At 59.7% G+C, this 13,532-nt stretch carries 12 protein-coding genes; 7 read left to right on the top strand and 5 right to left on the bottom strand.

Translation table 11 applies throughout. From position 1 onward, the window contains the following. Positions 1-21: 21 nt before the first annotated feature. Both ACR1XU_RS12560 and ACR1XU_RS12555 read right to left on the bottom strand, forming a co-directional pair. Positions 22-2,262 (bottom strand): xanthine dehydrogenase family protein molybdopterin-binding subunit, encoded by a 2,241-nt coding sequence (locus ACR1XU_RS12560; RefSeq protein ID WP_480908611.1) that lies wholly within the window; start codon positions 2,260-2,262, stop codon positions 22-24. Positions 2,263-2,265: 3 nt separating this feature from the next. After that, complete coding sequence (locus ACR1XU_RS12555) at positions 2,266-2,730, bottom strand: (2Fe-2S)-binding protein (protein WP_480908610.1); 465 nt, start codon at positions 2,728-2,730, stop codon at positions 2,266-2,268. 98 nt (positions 2,731-2,828) lie between these two features. Between ACR1XU_RS12555 and ACR1XU_RS12550 the strand changes: the two genes are divergently transcribed. Next, entirely contained in the window at positions 2,829-3,407 is a 579-nt protein-coding gene (locus ACR1XU_RS12550) for a TetR/AcrR family transcriptional regulator (protein WP_480908608.1), read from the top strand. On the opposite strand, the gene kynU is transcribed toward ACR1XU_RS12550, so the two are convergent. Continuing rightward, a complete protein-coding gene (kynU, locus tag ACR1XU_RS12545; RefSeq protein WP_480908606.1) occupies positions 3,400-4,593 on the bottom strand; it encodes a kynureninase in 1,194 nt (397 codons plus the stop codon). The two genes, ACR1XU_RS12550 and kynU, sit on opposite strands and share 8 nt — an antisense overlap. Before the next feature lie 170 nt (positions 4,594-4,763). Here kynU and ACR1XU_RS12540 point away from each other — a divergent pair, with 170 nt between their 5' ends. From ACR1XU_RS12540 to ACR1XU_RS12515, 6 genes are all read left to right on the top strand, one after another. After that, positions 4,764-5,213, top strand: coding sequence for a methyltransferase family protein (locus ACR1XU_RS12540; RefSeq protein ID WP_480908603.1), 450 nt, complete (start codon positions 4,764-4,766; stop codon positions 5,211-5,213). 131 nt (positions 5,214-5,344) lie between these two features. Then, complete coding sequence (locus tag ACR1XU_RS12535) at positions 5,345-6,916, top strand: Re/Si-specific NAD(P)(+) transhydrogenase subunit alpha (protein WP_170677877.1); 1,572 nt, start codon at positions 5,345-5,347, stop codon at positions 6,914-6,916. A gap of 13 nt (positions 6,917-6,929) precedes the next feature. Continuing rightward, the gene (locus tag ACR1XU_RS12530; protein ID WP_170615302.1) at positions 6,930-8,384 is read left to right on the top strand and encodes an NAD(P)(+) transhydrogenase (Re/Si-specific) subunit beta; all 1,455 of its coding nucleotides are present in this window, start codon (positions 6,930-6,932) and stop codon (positions 8,382-8,384) included. Between the two features lie 162 nt (positions 8,385-8,546). Further along, positions 8,547-8,903: a VOC family protein gene (locus ACR1XU_RS12525; RefSeq protein ID WP_170806573.1), complete on the top strand. Its 357-nt coding sequence runs from the start codon at positions 8,547-8,549 to the stop codon at positions 8,901-8,903. Positions 8,904-9,009: 106 nt separating this feature from the next. Further along, on the top strand, positions 9,010-10,287 hold the full coding sequence (locus ACR1XU_RS12520; protein ID WP_480908600.1) for a DUF3422 family protein: 1,278 nt from the start codon (positions 9,010-9,012) through the stop codon (positions 10,285-10,287). Between the two features lie 71 nt (positions 10,288-10,358). Next, positions 10,359-11,495, top strand: coding sequence for an MFS transporter (locus tag ACR1XU_RS12515; protein ID WP_480908598.1), 1,137 nt, complete (start codon positions 10,359-10,361; stop codon positions 11,493-11,495). Positions 11,496-11,501: 6 nt separating this feature from the next. Here the strand turns inward: ACR1XU_RS12515 and ACR1XU_RS12510 are convergent, their stop codons facing one another. After that, positions 11,502-12,482 (bottom strand): ABC transporter permease, encoded by a 981-nt coding sequence (locus ACR1XU_RS12510; RefSeq protein WP_170677871.1) that lies wholly within the window; start codon positions 12,480-12,482, stop codon positions 11,502-11,504. Beyond that, on the bottom strand, positions 12,475-13,482 hold the full coding sequence (locus tag ACR1XU_RS12505; protein WP_170615306.1) for an ABC transporter permease: 1,008 nt from the start codon (positions 13,480-13,482) through the stop codon (positions 12,475-12,477). Before ACR1XU_RS12505 ends, ACR1XU_RS12510 begins: the two co-directional genes overlap by 8 nt. Positions 13,483-13,532 lie beyond the last annotated feature (50 nt).

The following is a 13,532-nucleotide window of genomic DNA, read 5'->3' as shown; positions in this document are numbered from 1 at the left end:
AACGGGACCGGTCGGGTTGCATCAAACCACCAGATTGAACTGATTGATCAGCGGCAGAGACCGAGCACGTTCTCCGGTCAGGTCAAAAAGCGCGTTGCCCAGTGCCGGCATTGATGGCGGCGTGCCGGGTTCTCCTGCGCCGCCCAGGTGACGGTTGGTTTCCAGTACGCGCACTTCGACTTCCGGGGCCGTGTGCATACGCATGGCGTCATAGTCGGGGAAGTTGAACTGTTCGACCTCGCCATCGGCAAAGGTTATTTCACCAAAGCAGGCCGCTGACAGGCCGTACATCATGCCGCCGAACATCTGCGCCTTGACGTTATCGGGGTCCAGCGCAATGCCCATATCGCAGGCAATCCAAGCCTTGCTGATGCGGATGCTGCCGACTTCGTCAACGACTTCGATCACTTGAGCTACCGGAGTGCCGAAGCTGTAGGTGAAGGCGACCCCGCGGCCAACTCCGTCCGGGGTCTGGCCGGTCCAGCCCGACATGTCGCGCACCGCTTCCAGACACCCGGCCGATGGCGCGTGTTCGTTCTTCATCAGCTCCAGCCGGAATTCCAGCGGGTCGCGGCCGGCGGCATGGGCCATTTCATCCATGAAAGTTTCGTGGAAGAACCCGTTGTGGCTGTTGCCGACCGAACGCCAGAAGCCGACGGGAATATCCAGATCGGCGATGTGGCCGCTGATGCGATAGTTCGGCACGGCATATGGCTGGTTGAACAGCCCTTCGACAAGTACCTTGTCGGGGCCGCCGCCGGCGAACCCGGTCACGCGAGACACGGCCTGATGTGTGCAGGATTGCGAGGCGACCCGACCGTCAATCAGGACCGCCTGACCGTCTTTGACCGCACCGCGCATCCGGGCTATTGCGCCGGGACGATAGAAGTCGTGGCGCATGTCCTCTTCCCGGCTCCAGGTCGTCAGAACCGGCGTGTTCGGCATGGCCAAGGCGATTTTTGTGGCGATGACCCCAAAGTCAAACTCCAGCCGACGGCCATAGCCCCCGCCCAGATAGGTGGTATGAACCTCAACAGCATCGGTTTCGAGATTGGCCGCCTCGGCAATTTTGATCTGCATGAAGGTCGGGGCCTGATTGCCGCCCCAGAATTCCAGTTTGTTGCCGGAAAACAGCGCGGCGGCCGTCATCGGTTCCATTGTCGCGTGGGCCAGATAAGGCACGGTGTATTCCGCGGATATCTCGGTGGCGCCGTCCGGCAGAGTGCTGACGTCGCCGTCATCGCGCATGGTCGAGTTCGGGTCGTTCTCGAACGCCTCCCTGATCCTGTCAAAGATTGCCTCTGTCCCGGGCGGATAGGGCGCGTCGCCCCAATCCACGTCAATGGCTTCGACTGCCTGATTGGCCAGCCATGTATTGGTGGCAATGACAGCAACGCCAGTGCCCAGATCGACGATTTTCTCGACCCCCGGCATTGAGTTCGCGGCGGTGTCGTCAAAGCCGTTCATCTGGCCACCCAGTTTCGGGTTCATGCGGACCGAGGCGAACTTCATTCCGGGCAGGCGTACATCGATTGCGAATTCGGCGGTGCCGGTCGCCTTTTCGGCCATGTCCAGACGCGGTTGGGGTCGGCCAAGGTAACGCCATTCTGAGGGGTCACGCAGCGGCGCCTCGATCGGGTCGAGCTTGGCCACATCCACGGCCAGTTCGGTGTAGGGTATCTTGTCGCCATTCGGGGCAATCACATGGCCCGAGGCCGTTTTCAGGGTAGTGCGGTCCACGCCCAGACGGTCGGCGGCAGCCTGTTTCAGCGTTTCGCGGGCCGAGGCGCCGGCTTCCCGCATCCGCTCGAACCCGTCCTTCATCGAGGTCGAGCCGCCCGTCACATGCAGGCTGAGCACTTTGCCGATCCCGCCCAAAGCTTCACCCAGATTGTGCTGGAAATCAGATATGTCGTAGCCCTTGTTCGGCAAGCCTTCACCGATCATGGCCGTGTTGTAATAGGCTTGCGCCGCCGGGCCGTGCAGGACGGTGATCTGGTCCAGATCCACGTCCAGTTCTTCCGCGATCAGTGCGGCCCAGGTGGTTTTCACGCTCTGCCCCATCTCGGCGCGGGGTGCAAAGAGGGTAACGCCGTTCTGGTCGATCAAAACGAACGGGTTCAGCGCCGCCTCGCCTTTGCCGGGTTTGAGCGGATTGGCAACTGGGCGGCTGACATAGTAGGCGCCGAACGCCACGCCGCCGACAATTGCGGCTGAACCGATCAGGAACGTGCGGCGGAGGATTTTACCAACAGATGCCATAATTTACGCCTCGTTTATCTTGGACGCCGCATCGTGAATCGCGGCGCGAATGCGGGGATAGGTGCCGCAGCGGCACAGGTTGCCCTGCATCGCCTCGTCGATATCACTGTCGCTTGGGGCGGGGTTTTCCGCCAGCAGCGCAGCGGCCTGCATGATCTGGCCCGACTGGCAATAACCGCATTGCGCGACCTGATGATCGACCCAGGCCTGCTGTATGGTCGCCATCGCGTCCGGGGTGCCGATACCTTCTATTGTGGTCACGTCACCCCAAACGTCCGATAGCGCAACCTGGCACGAGCGTACCGCCTCGCCATCAATATGGACGGTGCAGGCCCCACAGGCTGCCACGCCGCAGCCAAATTTGGTCCCGGTCAGGCCGACCTCATCCCGCAAGACCCAAAGCAGGGGGACGTCATCGGGCAGGTCAATCTGATGCTTCTTTCCATTGATCTTAAGGGCGGTCGCCATGGCGCACCTCTCGTAGCTGTCGCGGTTTCTGACACAATTGTTGAAAAGTGTCAGGATGTCAATTGACAAAATAAACAAAAAATGTCAAGAATTTGAGCATGACAGAAGCAGTTGGCGATATACGGCAAAAAGCGATCCTGGACTCGGCCTTTCAGGCATTTGCAACGTACGGATTTCGCAAGACATCAATGGACGACATAGCGCGGGGCGCGGGGATGTCCCGACCGGCCGTGTATCTGCACTACAAGAACAAAGAAGCGATCGTCAGAAAGCTGACCGAACTCTACTATGCGGAAAAAAGCGCAGCGGTTGCTGCAGCGCTGGCGTCGCCCGGTTCCGTGCCGGACGTGTTGAAGCGAGCAATACGGGCGCAGACCGAAGGAATGGCAGCCATTCTGGCGCTGCCGCACGGGCTTGAACTGCTGGATAACACCAAGTCCATGTCTTCCGAGATCATCTCGGAGGGGGAGGCCATGCTGGCGGGGCTTTACGCAGACTGGCTGTCACACCAACAACAAGCTGGGCGCGTTCGGTTGTTCGCAGACGCGGTTGAAACCGGCCGGACCATTTCAGCGACGCTCAAGGGGCTGAAACTGACCGGAGCGGGTGCCGAGGTTTATGAACGACAGGTGGGCCAGGTTGCCGACCTGTTCGGCGCCGGGCTCGAGGTCAGGTAACGCGCTGGCGAATTTTGTATTCCGGCGCGTCCCAAAATCTGTTCTGCATGATATCTGCAAGGATTTCGACCGCGCGTTCGACATCCTGTTCATCGATATAAAGCGGCGTGAAGCCAAAGCGCATAATGTCCGGGGCCCGGAAATCTCCGATCACGCCGCGCGCGATCAGGGCCTGCATTGCGGCATAACCGTCGGTGAAATGGAATGAGACCTGACTGCCGCGCAGGTTCGGATCTCGCGGGCTGGCCAAATGCAGACCAGGGCAGGTGGCTTCGACGCGCGCAACGAAAAGCTCGGTCAGTTCGATGGACTTGGCGCGCACGTCGTTCATGTCTGCCAGATCCCAGACATCCATTGCTGATGCAAGCGCGCTCATCTGAATGACCGGGGGGGTGCCGACCCGCATTCTTTCGATCCCGCTGCCCGGACGGTAATCCAGATCAAAGGCAAATGGCGCTTCGTGACCCAGCCAGCCGGACAGTGCGGGCCTGACGCTGTCAGCCAGACGTGGTGCGACATAGATAAAGGCTGGCGCGCCCGGACCACCGTTGAGGTATTTGTATGTGCAGCCCACTGCAAAATCTGCGTTGCAGCCCGACAGGTCAACGGGGATTGCGCCCGCAGAATGGGCCAGGTCCCAGACCGTAACTGTGCCGTTCGAATGCGCCTGTTCCGTCAGCGCCTTCATGTCGTGCATGCGTCCCGAGCGGTAGTCCACTTCCGTCAGCATCAGAACGGCAACGTCTTCGGTAATGTTCGCGGCCACGTCCTCGGGGGCGACCACACGCAATTCATAATCCGGTCCGAGTGAGCGCAGAAGCCCGTCCGCCATGTAAAGGTCCGAGGGGAAGTTTCCGTTGTCCGACAGAACAACCTTGCGGTTGGGGCACAGCTCCAGCGCGGACGCCACGGCCTGATATACCTTGATCGACAATGTGTCGCCGACCACAACGCTGCCGGGTTCGGCCCCAATCAGCCGCCCGATACGATCACCCAGCTCGGTCGGCATTCCCATCCAGCCTGCCTTGTTCCAGCCGGTGATCAACATTTGCCCCCATTCGTTGGCCATCATGTCCTGCACACGTGCGCCCGCCGCCTTGGGCAAGGGACCGAGCGAATTGCCATCCAGATAAATCACGCCCTCAGGCAGGTCGAACATGGCTTTGGTTGCGGCAAAATCGGTCATTCAGGGCTCATCTTATTGTGCTTCGGATCAGTGTTTCCACGGGCCTATCTGATCGGAAACCGCCTGTCCATCGATGCGACATCCTGAGCTTTGCCATTTTGGCCCGAAAGCGGTAGGACGTCGTTCAGAAGCGACATGATTGCGCGTGTCGTCAATCACAGGAAATGTGCGTGCAACGGATCGATGTACCACCCGTCTGGCTTTTGGGATTCGCCGTGCTCGCGTGGCTGCAGGGACGTCATCTGTCGTTGGATCTGTCGCTGGAAAGCGGCCTGACCGATCTTTTGAGTGGCATCCTGATCGGAGGGGGCATCCTTCTGGCCGTGTTGGCCATCGTCGAATTCCGCCGCCACAAAACCACCGTTATTCCGCACGAAACACCAACCACGATGGTGCGATCGGGCATCTACAAGCGCAGCCGCAATCCGATTTATCTGGGGGATGTTCTGATCCTGGCCGGTCTGATTCTGCGTTTTGATGCAGTGCTTTCGCTGGTTTTGGTGCCAGTCTTTGTCTGGGTCCTGGAACGCCGTTTTATCCTGCCGGAAGAAGACCGCCTGCGCCGGACATTCCGCGCCGATTTTGCCCGCTATGAACGGGAAACACGGCGGTGGATATGAGTGGGTTGCGGCCATGATCCAACGTCAAAAATGCTGCGCTTGCGAAATAATGTTGCGCAGGATACATGTTTGCTTATCAAACAATACCGACCACCTGCTCAGTTTGAGTCAAAATTAGGGGGATAGCACCGGTGAAAATAGGCACACCGAAGGAAAGACTGGACGGAGAGAACCGGGTTGCGATGACGCCGGACTCTGCCGTGCAATTGCAGAAGCTGGGCTATGAGTGCCTGATCGAGAAGGGCGCGGGTGCCGCTGCCGGGTTCTCGGATGCGGCCTATGAGGCTGCGGGTGTCGAGGTGGTCAAGACCGCGGCGGCGCTTTGGAAGGCGGCTGATATCGTCGCCAAGGTGCGCCAACCGACCGATGTGGAATTGAAGCGGCTGACCAAGGGCAAGACGCTGATCTCGTTCTTCAACCCTGCGGGCAACGAAGAAGGCATGGAACTGGCCAAATCCAAGGGCGCAAACGTGATCGCCATGGAAATGGTGCCGCGTATTTCGCGCGCGCAGAAGATGGACGCGCTGTCGTCGATGGCCAATATCGCGGGTTACCGCGCCGTGATCGAGGCGGGCAACAACTTTGGTCGCTTTTTCACCGGTCAGGTGACGGCGGCAGGTAAAGTGCCGCCTGCAAAGGTGCTGATCGTTGGCGCCGGTGTGGCCGGTCTGGCGGCCATCGGGACCTCGACCTCGCTGGGCGCGATCACCTATGCGTTCGACGTGCGCCCGGAAGTGGCCGAGCAGGTCGAGTCCATGGGTGCTGAATTCGTCTATCTGGACTTTGAAGAAGACCAGCAGGACGGCGCGGCCACCGGCGGTTATGCCTCGGTCCAGTCCGAAGAGTTCCGCAACGCGCAGCTGGCCAAGTTCCGCGAACTTGCGCCCGAGATGGACATCGTCATCACCACGGCGCTGATCCCGAACCGCGAAGCGCCCGAGCTTTGGACCAAGGACATGGTTGAAAGCATGAAGCCCGGCTCGGTGATCGTCGATCTGGCGGCGGAAAAGGGCGGCAACTGCAAGCTGACCGTGGCGGACGAGAAGATCGTGACCGACAATGGCGTGACCATTATCGGATATACCGACTTCCCCAGCCGGATGGCAGCACAGTCCTCGTCTTTGTATGCGACCAACATCCGTCACATGATGACCGACCTGACGCCCGAAAAGGACGGTCAGATCAATCACGACATGGAAGATGACGTCATTCGCGGCTCGACTGTGACCTATGAGGGCGAGATTACCTTCCCGCCGCCGCCGCCGAAAGTGCAGGCGATTGCAGCGCAGAAGAAACCGGAAGTCAAGGAACTGACCCCGGAAGAGAAGAAGGCGCAGGAGATTGCGGCCTTCAAGGCGCAGACCAAGCAGCAGTTCACACTGCTGGGTGTTGGTGGTGCGCTGATGTTGCTGGTGGGGCTGATCGCTCCGGCCAGTTTCATGCAGCACTTCATCGTCTTTGTGCTGGCGATCTTTGTGGGCTTCCAGGTGATCTGGAATGTTTCGCACAGCTTGCACACTCCGCTGATGGCGATCACCAACGCGATCTCGTCGATCATCATCGTTGGGGCCTTGATGCAGATCGGATCAGGATCGTTCCTGGTCATTCTGCTGGCGGCGCTGTCCGTCTTCATGGCCGGGATCAACATCTTCGGTGGCTTCCTCGTAACCCGGCGCATGCTTGCCATGTTCCAGAAATCTTAAGGAGGCCGGGCACATGGAATTTGGCTTCACTACTGCTGCCTATGTTGTTGCGGCTGTTTTGTTCATCCTTTCGCTCGGCGGTCTGTCGAACCAGGAAAGCGCCAAGCGCGCGGTCTGGTATGGCATCGTCGGTATGGCGCTGGCGGTCTTCGCCACGCTGGTTGGTCCCGGTTCGGGACTGTGGCTGCTGTCGCTGCTGCTGATCGCCGGTGGCGGTTTCATCGGCCAATACGTGGCGCAGCGCGTGCAGATGACCGAGATGCCGCAGCTTGTCGCAGCTATGCACTCGCTGGTGGGTCTTGCGGCTGTGTTCGTCGGCTTCAACGCTCATTTCGAAATCGGTAACGTGGCGCAGGTCATGGCGATTGCCGACAGTGCGTCTCAGGCGGATCTTTCCGATCTGGGCGCATTTGCTAAGCTGATCGCCAAGAAGACCGCGGCGGAACTGGCAATCCTGCATGTCGAATTGTACCTCGGCATCTTCATCGGTGCGATTACCTTTACCGGTTCGGTTGTCGCCTATGGCAAGCTGGCGGGTAAGGTGACGAGCGCCGCAACTAAACTGCCCGGCGGTCATGCGCTGAACGCGGCGGCTGCCGGTCTCTCGCTGATCTGCCTGATCTGGTACACCTCGTCGGGTGGCCTGTTCCCGCTGATCCTGATGACGCTGGCGGCGCTGTTCATTGGTTACCACCTGATCATGGGCATCGGAGGCGCCGACATGCCGGTGGTTGTGTCGATGCTGAACAGCTACTCGGGCTGGGCCGCTGCGGCGATCGGCTTCTCGCTGGGCAACGACCTGCTGATTGTGGTCGGCGCGCTGGTGGGCTCGTCCGGTGCGATCCTGTCCTACATCATGTGTAAGGCGATGAACCGTCACTTTGTCAGCGTGATCCTGGGCGGCTTCGGTGGCCCGCAGGGCGAGCAGATGGCGGTCGAGGGCGAGCAGGTGGCGATCGACGCAGATGGAGTTGCGGCCGCGCTGAACGACGCTGACAGCGTGATCATCATCCCGGGCTACGGTATGGCCGTCGCGCAGGCGCAGCAGTCCGTTTCTGAACTGGTCCGCAAGCTGCGCGCCAAGGGCAAAGAGGTGCGTTTTGCGATCCACCCCGTAGCCGGTCGTCTGCCGGGCCATATGAACGTTCTGTTGGCCGAAGCGAAGGTGCCGTATGACATCGTTCTGGAAATGGACGAGATCAACGATGACTTCCCGGACACGGATGTGGCCATCGTGATCGGTTCGAATGACATCGTGAACCCTGCGGCGCAGGAAGACCCCAACAGCCCCATTGCCGGCATGCCGGTTCTGGAATGCTGGAAGGCCAAGCAGGTGTTCGTGTCCAAGCGTGGTCAGGGTACTGGCTATTCGGGCATCGAAAACCCGCTGTTCTTCAAGGAAAACACCCGCATGTTCTATGGCGACGCCAAGGCGAGCCTGGACAAGCTGCTGCCCATGATCGACTGATCGGCAGGCTGTATCAAAATTGCAAAGGGCGCCAGACGGCGCCCTTTTCTTTTTTTGATATGCAGGAGGCTTTGCCTCCTGACCTCCAGGATATTTTTGGCCAGATGAAGCAGGCGGGGCGTGCTAGGCTGGGCAGGACGGGTTGTTGACAGGAGGGCGTTGATGGAAAAGGTGAACGGTATCGGCGGTGTGTTCTTCCGCGCGCGCGATCCGAAAGCGCTGTCCGCGTGGTATGAAACACATCTGGGGGTCAATCACTACGATCCTGTCCCCTGGAAACAGCGCGAGGGGTACACCGTGTTTGCGCCTTTCGATCAGGAGACCGAATATTTCGGCCGGTCAGAGCAACAGTGGATGATCAACTTCCGCGTCGATGATCTGGCAGCGTTAATCGCTCAGCTTGAGGCAGCAGGCATCCAGGTCGAAACCCGCGATGAGTGGGACAGTGAGGTCGGGAAGTTCGCTCGTATTCACGACCCTGAAGGCAATCCGGTCGAGCTCTGGCAGCCAAATCAATAGGATAGCGCCACTGTATGCGGTGGTATTCATGTAAGTATATGAAATAAAACAATAATTGATGTATTTTGAATGCGGGGTATAGTGGCCTGGAGTCAGGGAGCTAACAATGACGCCCATCCAGGATCATCCGCTGCGCTATGCGCTGGCCAATGAATTGCACGCGCGCCCGTTTCCGGTGGCGAAAACGCCCTGTACGGTGGTGTTTCTGGCCATCAAGAAGCCCGTTGCGGCGGCAGCGCGGGATCGTGATGAAGATATTGCGCATCTGACGGATTTGCTGAACCGCCACGGAGCGCCGCATCCGCAGCCCGGGGCCACGCATTATGCCGGGCAGATCGGACGCCACTGGCTCAAATGGGAGCAGCACGCTGAATTCGTAACGTATACGGCCATTGCGCAGAATGTCAGTGACCGCCCGTTCAATCCGGCGGACTTCGAAATTTTTCCGCCCGACTGGCTGATGGCAAGCCCCGGTCAGCGCGTAACCTCGGCGATGCTGCGGGTGGTGGAATGCAAGGATGATGACTCCGTGAAGCCGATGCTTGCGGATTGGTTCGAACCGGAAAGCCTGGCGGTGGCCCGCGTTTTGGATGACGCCGCCATTTGCGCCAGCGATTTTCGCATCGACCCGGCGGGTCATATGCGCTTTGCCGTTTTTGTCCGTGACGGGACCAATCAGCGCCGGACTGGCCGTATCATTCAGCGTCTGTGTGAAATCGAGACCTATAAGGCAATGTCCATGCTGGGCTTTGCGAGGGTGAAACGGCTGATGCCGCGCATAGGCGAACTGGACGGGAAGCTGACGGAGTTGATGAAGCAGATGACTGTCAGTTCGTCCAAGCCGGATGAGTTGTTGCCGCAACTGCTGTCCACGTCGATCGAACTGGAAACCCTGTCGGCCCAATCCTCTTTCCGCTTTGGAGCGTCGGGCGCCTATGAAGCCATCGTCAACCAGCGGATCGAAATCCTGCGTGAGGAACGGTTCGAGGGCGGCCAGTCTTTTGCCGATTTCATGATGCGCCGCTATGACCCGGCTATGCGCACCGTGAAGTCGGCCGAGCGCCGCCTGCAAGCCTTGTCGGACCGGGCTATCCGCGCCGGCGACCTGCTGCGGACGCGGGTGGATGTGGAACGAAGTGCTCAGAACCAGGCGCTGCTGGAAAGCATGGATCGTCGCGCGGATCTGGCCTTGCGGCTTCAGCACACGGTAGAAGGCTTGTCGGTTGTTGCAATCAGCTATTATGCGGTGTCTTTGGTCAGCTATCTTTTGTATCCGCTGACGAGCGCGGGCATCAGCAAGGGAATGCTGACGGCCGCCGTGACCTTGCCGGTCGTCGCTGGCGTTTGGGTCGGTGTCCGCCGTATCCGCAAGCGGCTGTCCTAGATCACGTTTGCGAAAATCCAACAGGCCTGTAGAACGGGGCCGGCAGGTTTGTCCGGCAAGAGGGGTTTTTCGTGATCGGAATAGTGGTCGCATGGCGCGCCGTCGCGGCCATGTTCATCCTGAACGGTGCCTTGTTCGGCATCTGGGCATCGCGCATCCCCGCGGTGCGCGACAGGCTGGAGCTGACGCACGAGGCGTTGGGTTATGGCTTGCTGTTCATGGCGGCAGGGGCGGTGTGTTCATTTCCAGTGACGGGGCGTCTGACCGACCGTTTCGGAGCTGTCGTCATAACGCGTGTGATTGCCGTTCTCTACACGCTTTCGCTGATCCTTCTGGCGCTGGCAGGCGGGTTCTGGGCGCTGGCTGTGTTTCTGTTCATTTTTGGGGCATTCCACGGGTCGATGGACGTTGCGATGAACGCCTGGGCGGCCGAGGTAGAGCAGGCTTACGATAAACCCGTCATGTCCTCGTTTCACGCAATGTGGAGCCTTGGGGCCGGGCTGGGGGCGCTCAGCGGTTACGTGGCGGCCCAGATGGGGCTGACCGTGATCACTCATTTCCTGCTGGCGGGTGGGATTGTCGTAGGGTTTGCGCTTGCCCTGTCATGGGTGCGCTGGACGTCAAAACTGTCGGAAAGCGCGGGCGGCGCCGTTTTTGCATGGCCGTCCGGTGCTTTGGTTCTTGTTGGAATTGCGGCCCTGTGTGGTGCGTTGGGCGAGGGAGCGGTCGCGGACTGGAGCGCGGTCTACCTGCGCGATGTCACGGAAGCGACCGAAGGTGTTGCGGCGTTGGGTTATGCGGTGTTTTCGGTCGCGATGGTTGCGCTCAGACTGGCGGGTGGTGTGTTCATAGCCCGGTTCGGGCCGGTCAGCATCGCAAGATTCGGAGGTGTCTGTGCGGCCATCGGGGTGTTTTGCGTGGTATCCGCTGCGGCGACCTCGCTGGCTTTGTTCGGCTTTGCTTTGATGGGGATCGGTTATGCCGTCATCATGCCCTTGGCATTCAGCCGCGCCGCGAATGATCCGCTGGTGCCCCCCGGACAGGCAATTGCCAGTGTTGCAACGCTTGGATATGGCGGGTTGCTGATCGGGCCGCCATTGATCGGGTTTCTGGCCGAATTGTTTGGCCTGAGAATGGCGTTTTCGGTGCTGATACCGCTGGCGGTACTGATCGTCGTGTTGGCCGGCGCGCTGAAACGCGCCGGCTGACTTGGTTCAACGTCCGCGAATACGCGGGTCCAGAGCGTCGCGCAGACCGTCACCCAGATAGTTGACGCTTAGCACCGTCAGCGAGATCGCAAGACCGGGCCAGAACACGCGCTCAGGGTATTGCTGCAGATAGTCGACACCGTCAAACAGCAAACGGCCCCAGGTTGGGAAATCCGGTGGAAAGCCCAGACCCAGGAAGGACAGTGCGCTTTCGGTGATGATCGCGGTGGCGATGCCCAGCGTGGCGGAGACCATGATCGGGGACAGTACATTGGGCAGGATGTGCCGTGTGATGATCTGTCCGTTGCTTGTCCCGATCGAGCGCGCGGCCAGAACGAACTCCCGCTCCTTGATCGCCAGAACATCTCCGCGCACGATCCGTGCGGTCGGCATCCACGACGTGACGCCGATTGCGGCGACGATCAGGATGAAAATCCCGCGCTCCAGCCCGAATGCCGCTGACAGCGGTTCTCGGAACAGCAGCATCATGACTAGAAGCAATGGCAGCAGGGGCAGGGCCAGGAACAGATCGGTCAGGCGCATCAACGGCCCGTCCAGCCGTTTGAAGAACCCGGCCAGAACGCCGATGAAAGATCCCAGGAACAACGCCAGCAACATCGCGGTGATGCCCACGGAGACCGAGGTTTGCCCGCCTGACATCATACGGGCCAGAATGTCACGGCCCAACTGGTCCGTTCCAAACGGGTGCGACCAGCTTGGCCCCTGATTGCGGGACCGGATGTCGATCTGTGTCGGGTCGATGCTCCACAGATAAGGACCAATGTAGACGCCGGCCACGATGAAGATAAACAGGACGGCCCCGATCATCGCGCCCTTGTGGGTCTTGAACTGATCCCAGACATCGCGCCACTGACTGCGGGGCGGGGTGGCCAGTTCCTCCAGCACGTCTGCCGTTGGCAGGGCGGTCGAGGCCGGGGCAAGCCCTTCGTCCGGAACCAGAGAATCCGTGCGATCATGATCAGTCATAGCGAATCCTCGGGTCCAGAATGCCATACAGGACGTCTGCGATCAGGTTGAACAGCACGATCAGGACGGCGAAGATGAAGGTCAGGGTCTGCACCATCGGCAGGTCATTGGCCTGAATGGCCCCGATCAGCAACTGGCCGATGCCGTTCACCTTGAAGACCTGCTCGGTAATGATGGCGCCGCCGAAGATGGCCGGAATGCCCAGAGCAATCACGGTGACAACCGGAATCATCGAGTTGCGCAGCACGTGGACCATCACGACGGTGTATTCGCTAAGGCCCTTGGCGCGGGCGGTGCGGACGTAGTCCTGGTTGAGGTTATCCAGCATCGAGGCGCGCATGAACCGGCTGAGTTGTGCGGTGATCTGAAGCGCCAGAACCATGACAGGCATGATCATCTGCTTCAGCTGCACGACAAAACTGTCCCAGCTGTCGACCACATGTGTTGTGTCATAGATTGACGGGAACCAGCCAAGTTGGACAGAGAAGATCACGATCACCAGCACGCCCGAGAAGAAAGGCGGGACCGAGAAGCCGACCATCGACACGAATGTACCCATCTGATCGAACCAGGAATACTGGCGGTATGCGGAATAGATGCCGATGGGCAGCGCGATAAGGATGGCGACCACATAAGCGGTGCCGACGACCCACAGGGTCTGCGGGATACGCTGAACGACGATGTCCATGACGGGCGAGCGGGTCTGCCACGAAATCACACGCAGATCGCCTTCGGAGAAGGTCGTGCCGAACATCGAGTCGATCAGCACCTGCGGTTCAATCCAGAAGAACTGCACGATCCATTTCCAGAACCGGATATGCATCGGCTGCCCGAGGCCAAGCGCCTCGCGCATCTTCTCTTTGACTTCGGGGGGGACGGTAAGCGGAACCTGCGCCATGGGATCGCCGGGTGCGAGTTCAAGCAGCAGGAAGATGACGAGACTGATGAACAGGAGCGTCGGAACGGCCAGAATCAGTCGTCTGATGGTGAAGTTGAGCATCAAAAGGCGCCTTTATTGTGCGTCTTCTTGTTGGAGTGGTGTGCAAATGA

The organism is Ruegeria sp. D1(2025), from assembly GCF_056536425.1.
The sequence above is the reverse complement of the archived record's forward strand: the minus strand, read 5'-3'. Positions and strand labels throughout refer to the sequence as shown.

Coding starts and splice junctions, on each gene's coding strand:
- kynU (WP_480908606.1), bottom strand. CDS start 4,593: ATGACCGATTTTGCCGCAACCAAAGCCATGTTCGACCTGCCTGAGGGC.
- ACR1XU_RS12555 (WP_480908610.1), bottom strand. CDS start 2,730: ATGGCGACCGCCCTTAAGATCAATGGAAAGAAGCATCAGATTGACCTG.
- ACR1XU_RS12560 (WP_480908611.1), bottom strand. CDS start 2,262: ATGGCATCTGTTGGTAAAATCCTCCGCCGCACGTTCCTGATCGGTTCA.
- ACR1XU_RS12530 (WP_170615302.1), top strand. CDS start 6,930: ATGGAATTTGGCTTCACTACTGCTGCCTATGTTGTTGCGGCTGTTTTG.
- ACR1XU_RS12520 (WP_480908600.1), top strand. CDS start 9,010: ATGACGCCCATCCAGGATCATCCGCTGCGCTATGCGCTGGCCAATGAA.
- ACR1XU_RS12525 (WP_170806573.1), top strand. CDS start 8,547: ATGGAAAAGGTGAACGGTATCGGCGGTGTGTTCTTCCGCGCGCGCGAT.
- ACR1XU_RS12505 (WP_170615306.1), bottom strand. CDS start 13,482: ATGCTCAACTTCACCATCAGACGACTGATTCTGGCCGTTCCGACGCTC.
- ACR1XU_RS12550 (WP_480908608.1), top strand. CDS start 2,829: ATGACAGAAGCAGTTGGCGATATACGGCAAAAAGCGATCCTGGACTCG.
- ACR1XU_RS12510 (WP_170677871.1), bottom strand. CDS start 12,482: ATGACTGATCATGATCGCACGGATTCTCTGGTTCCGGACGAAGGGCTT.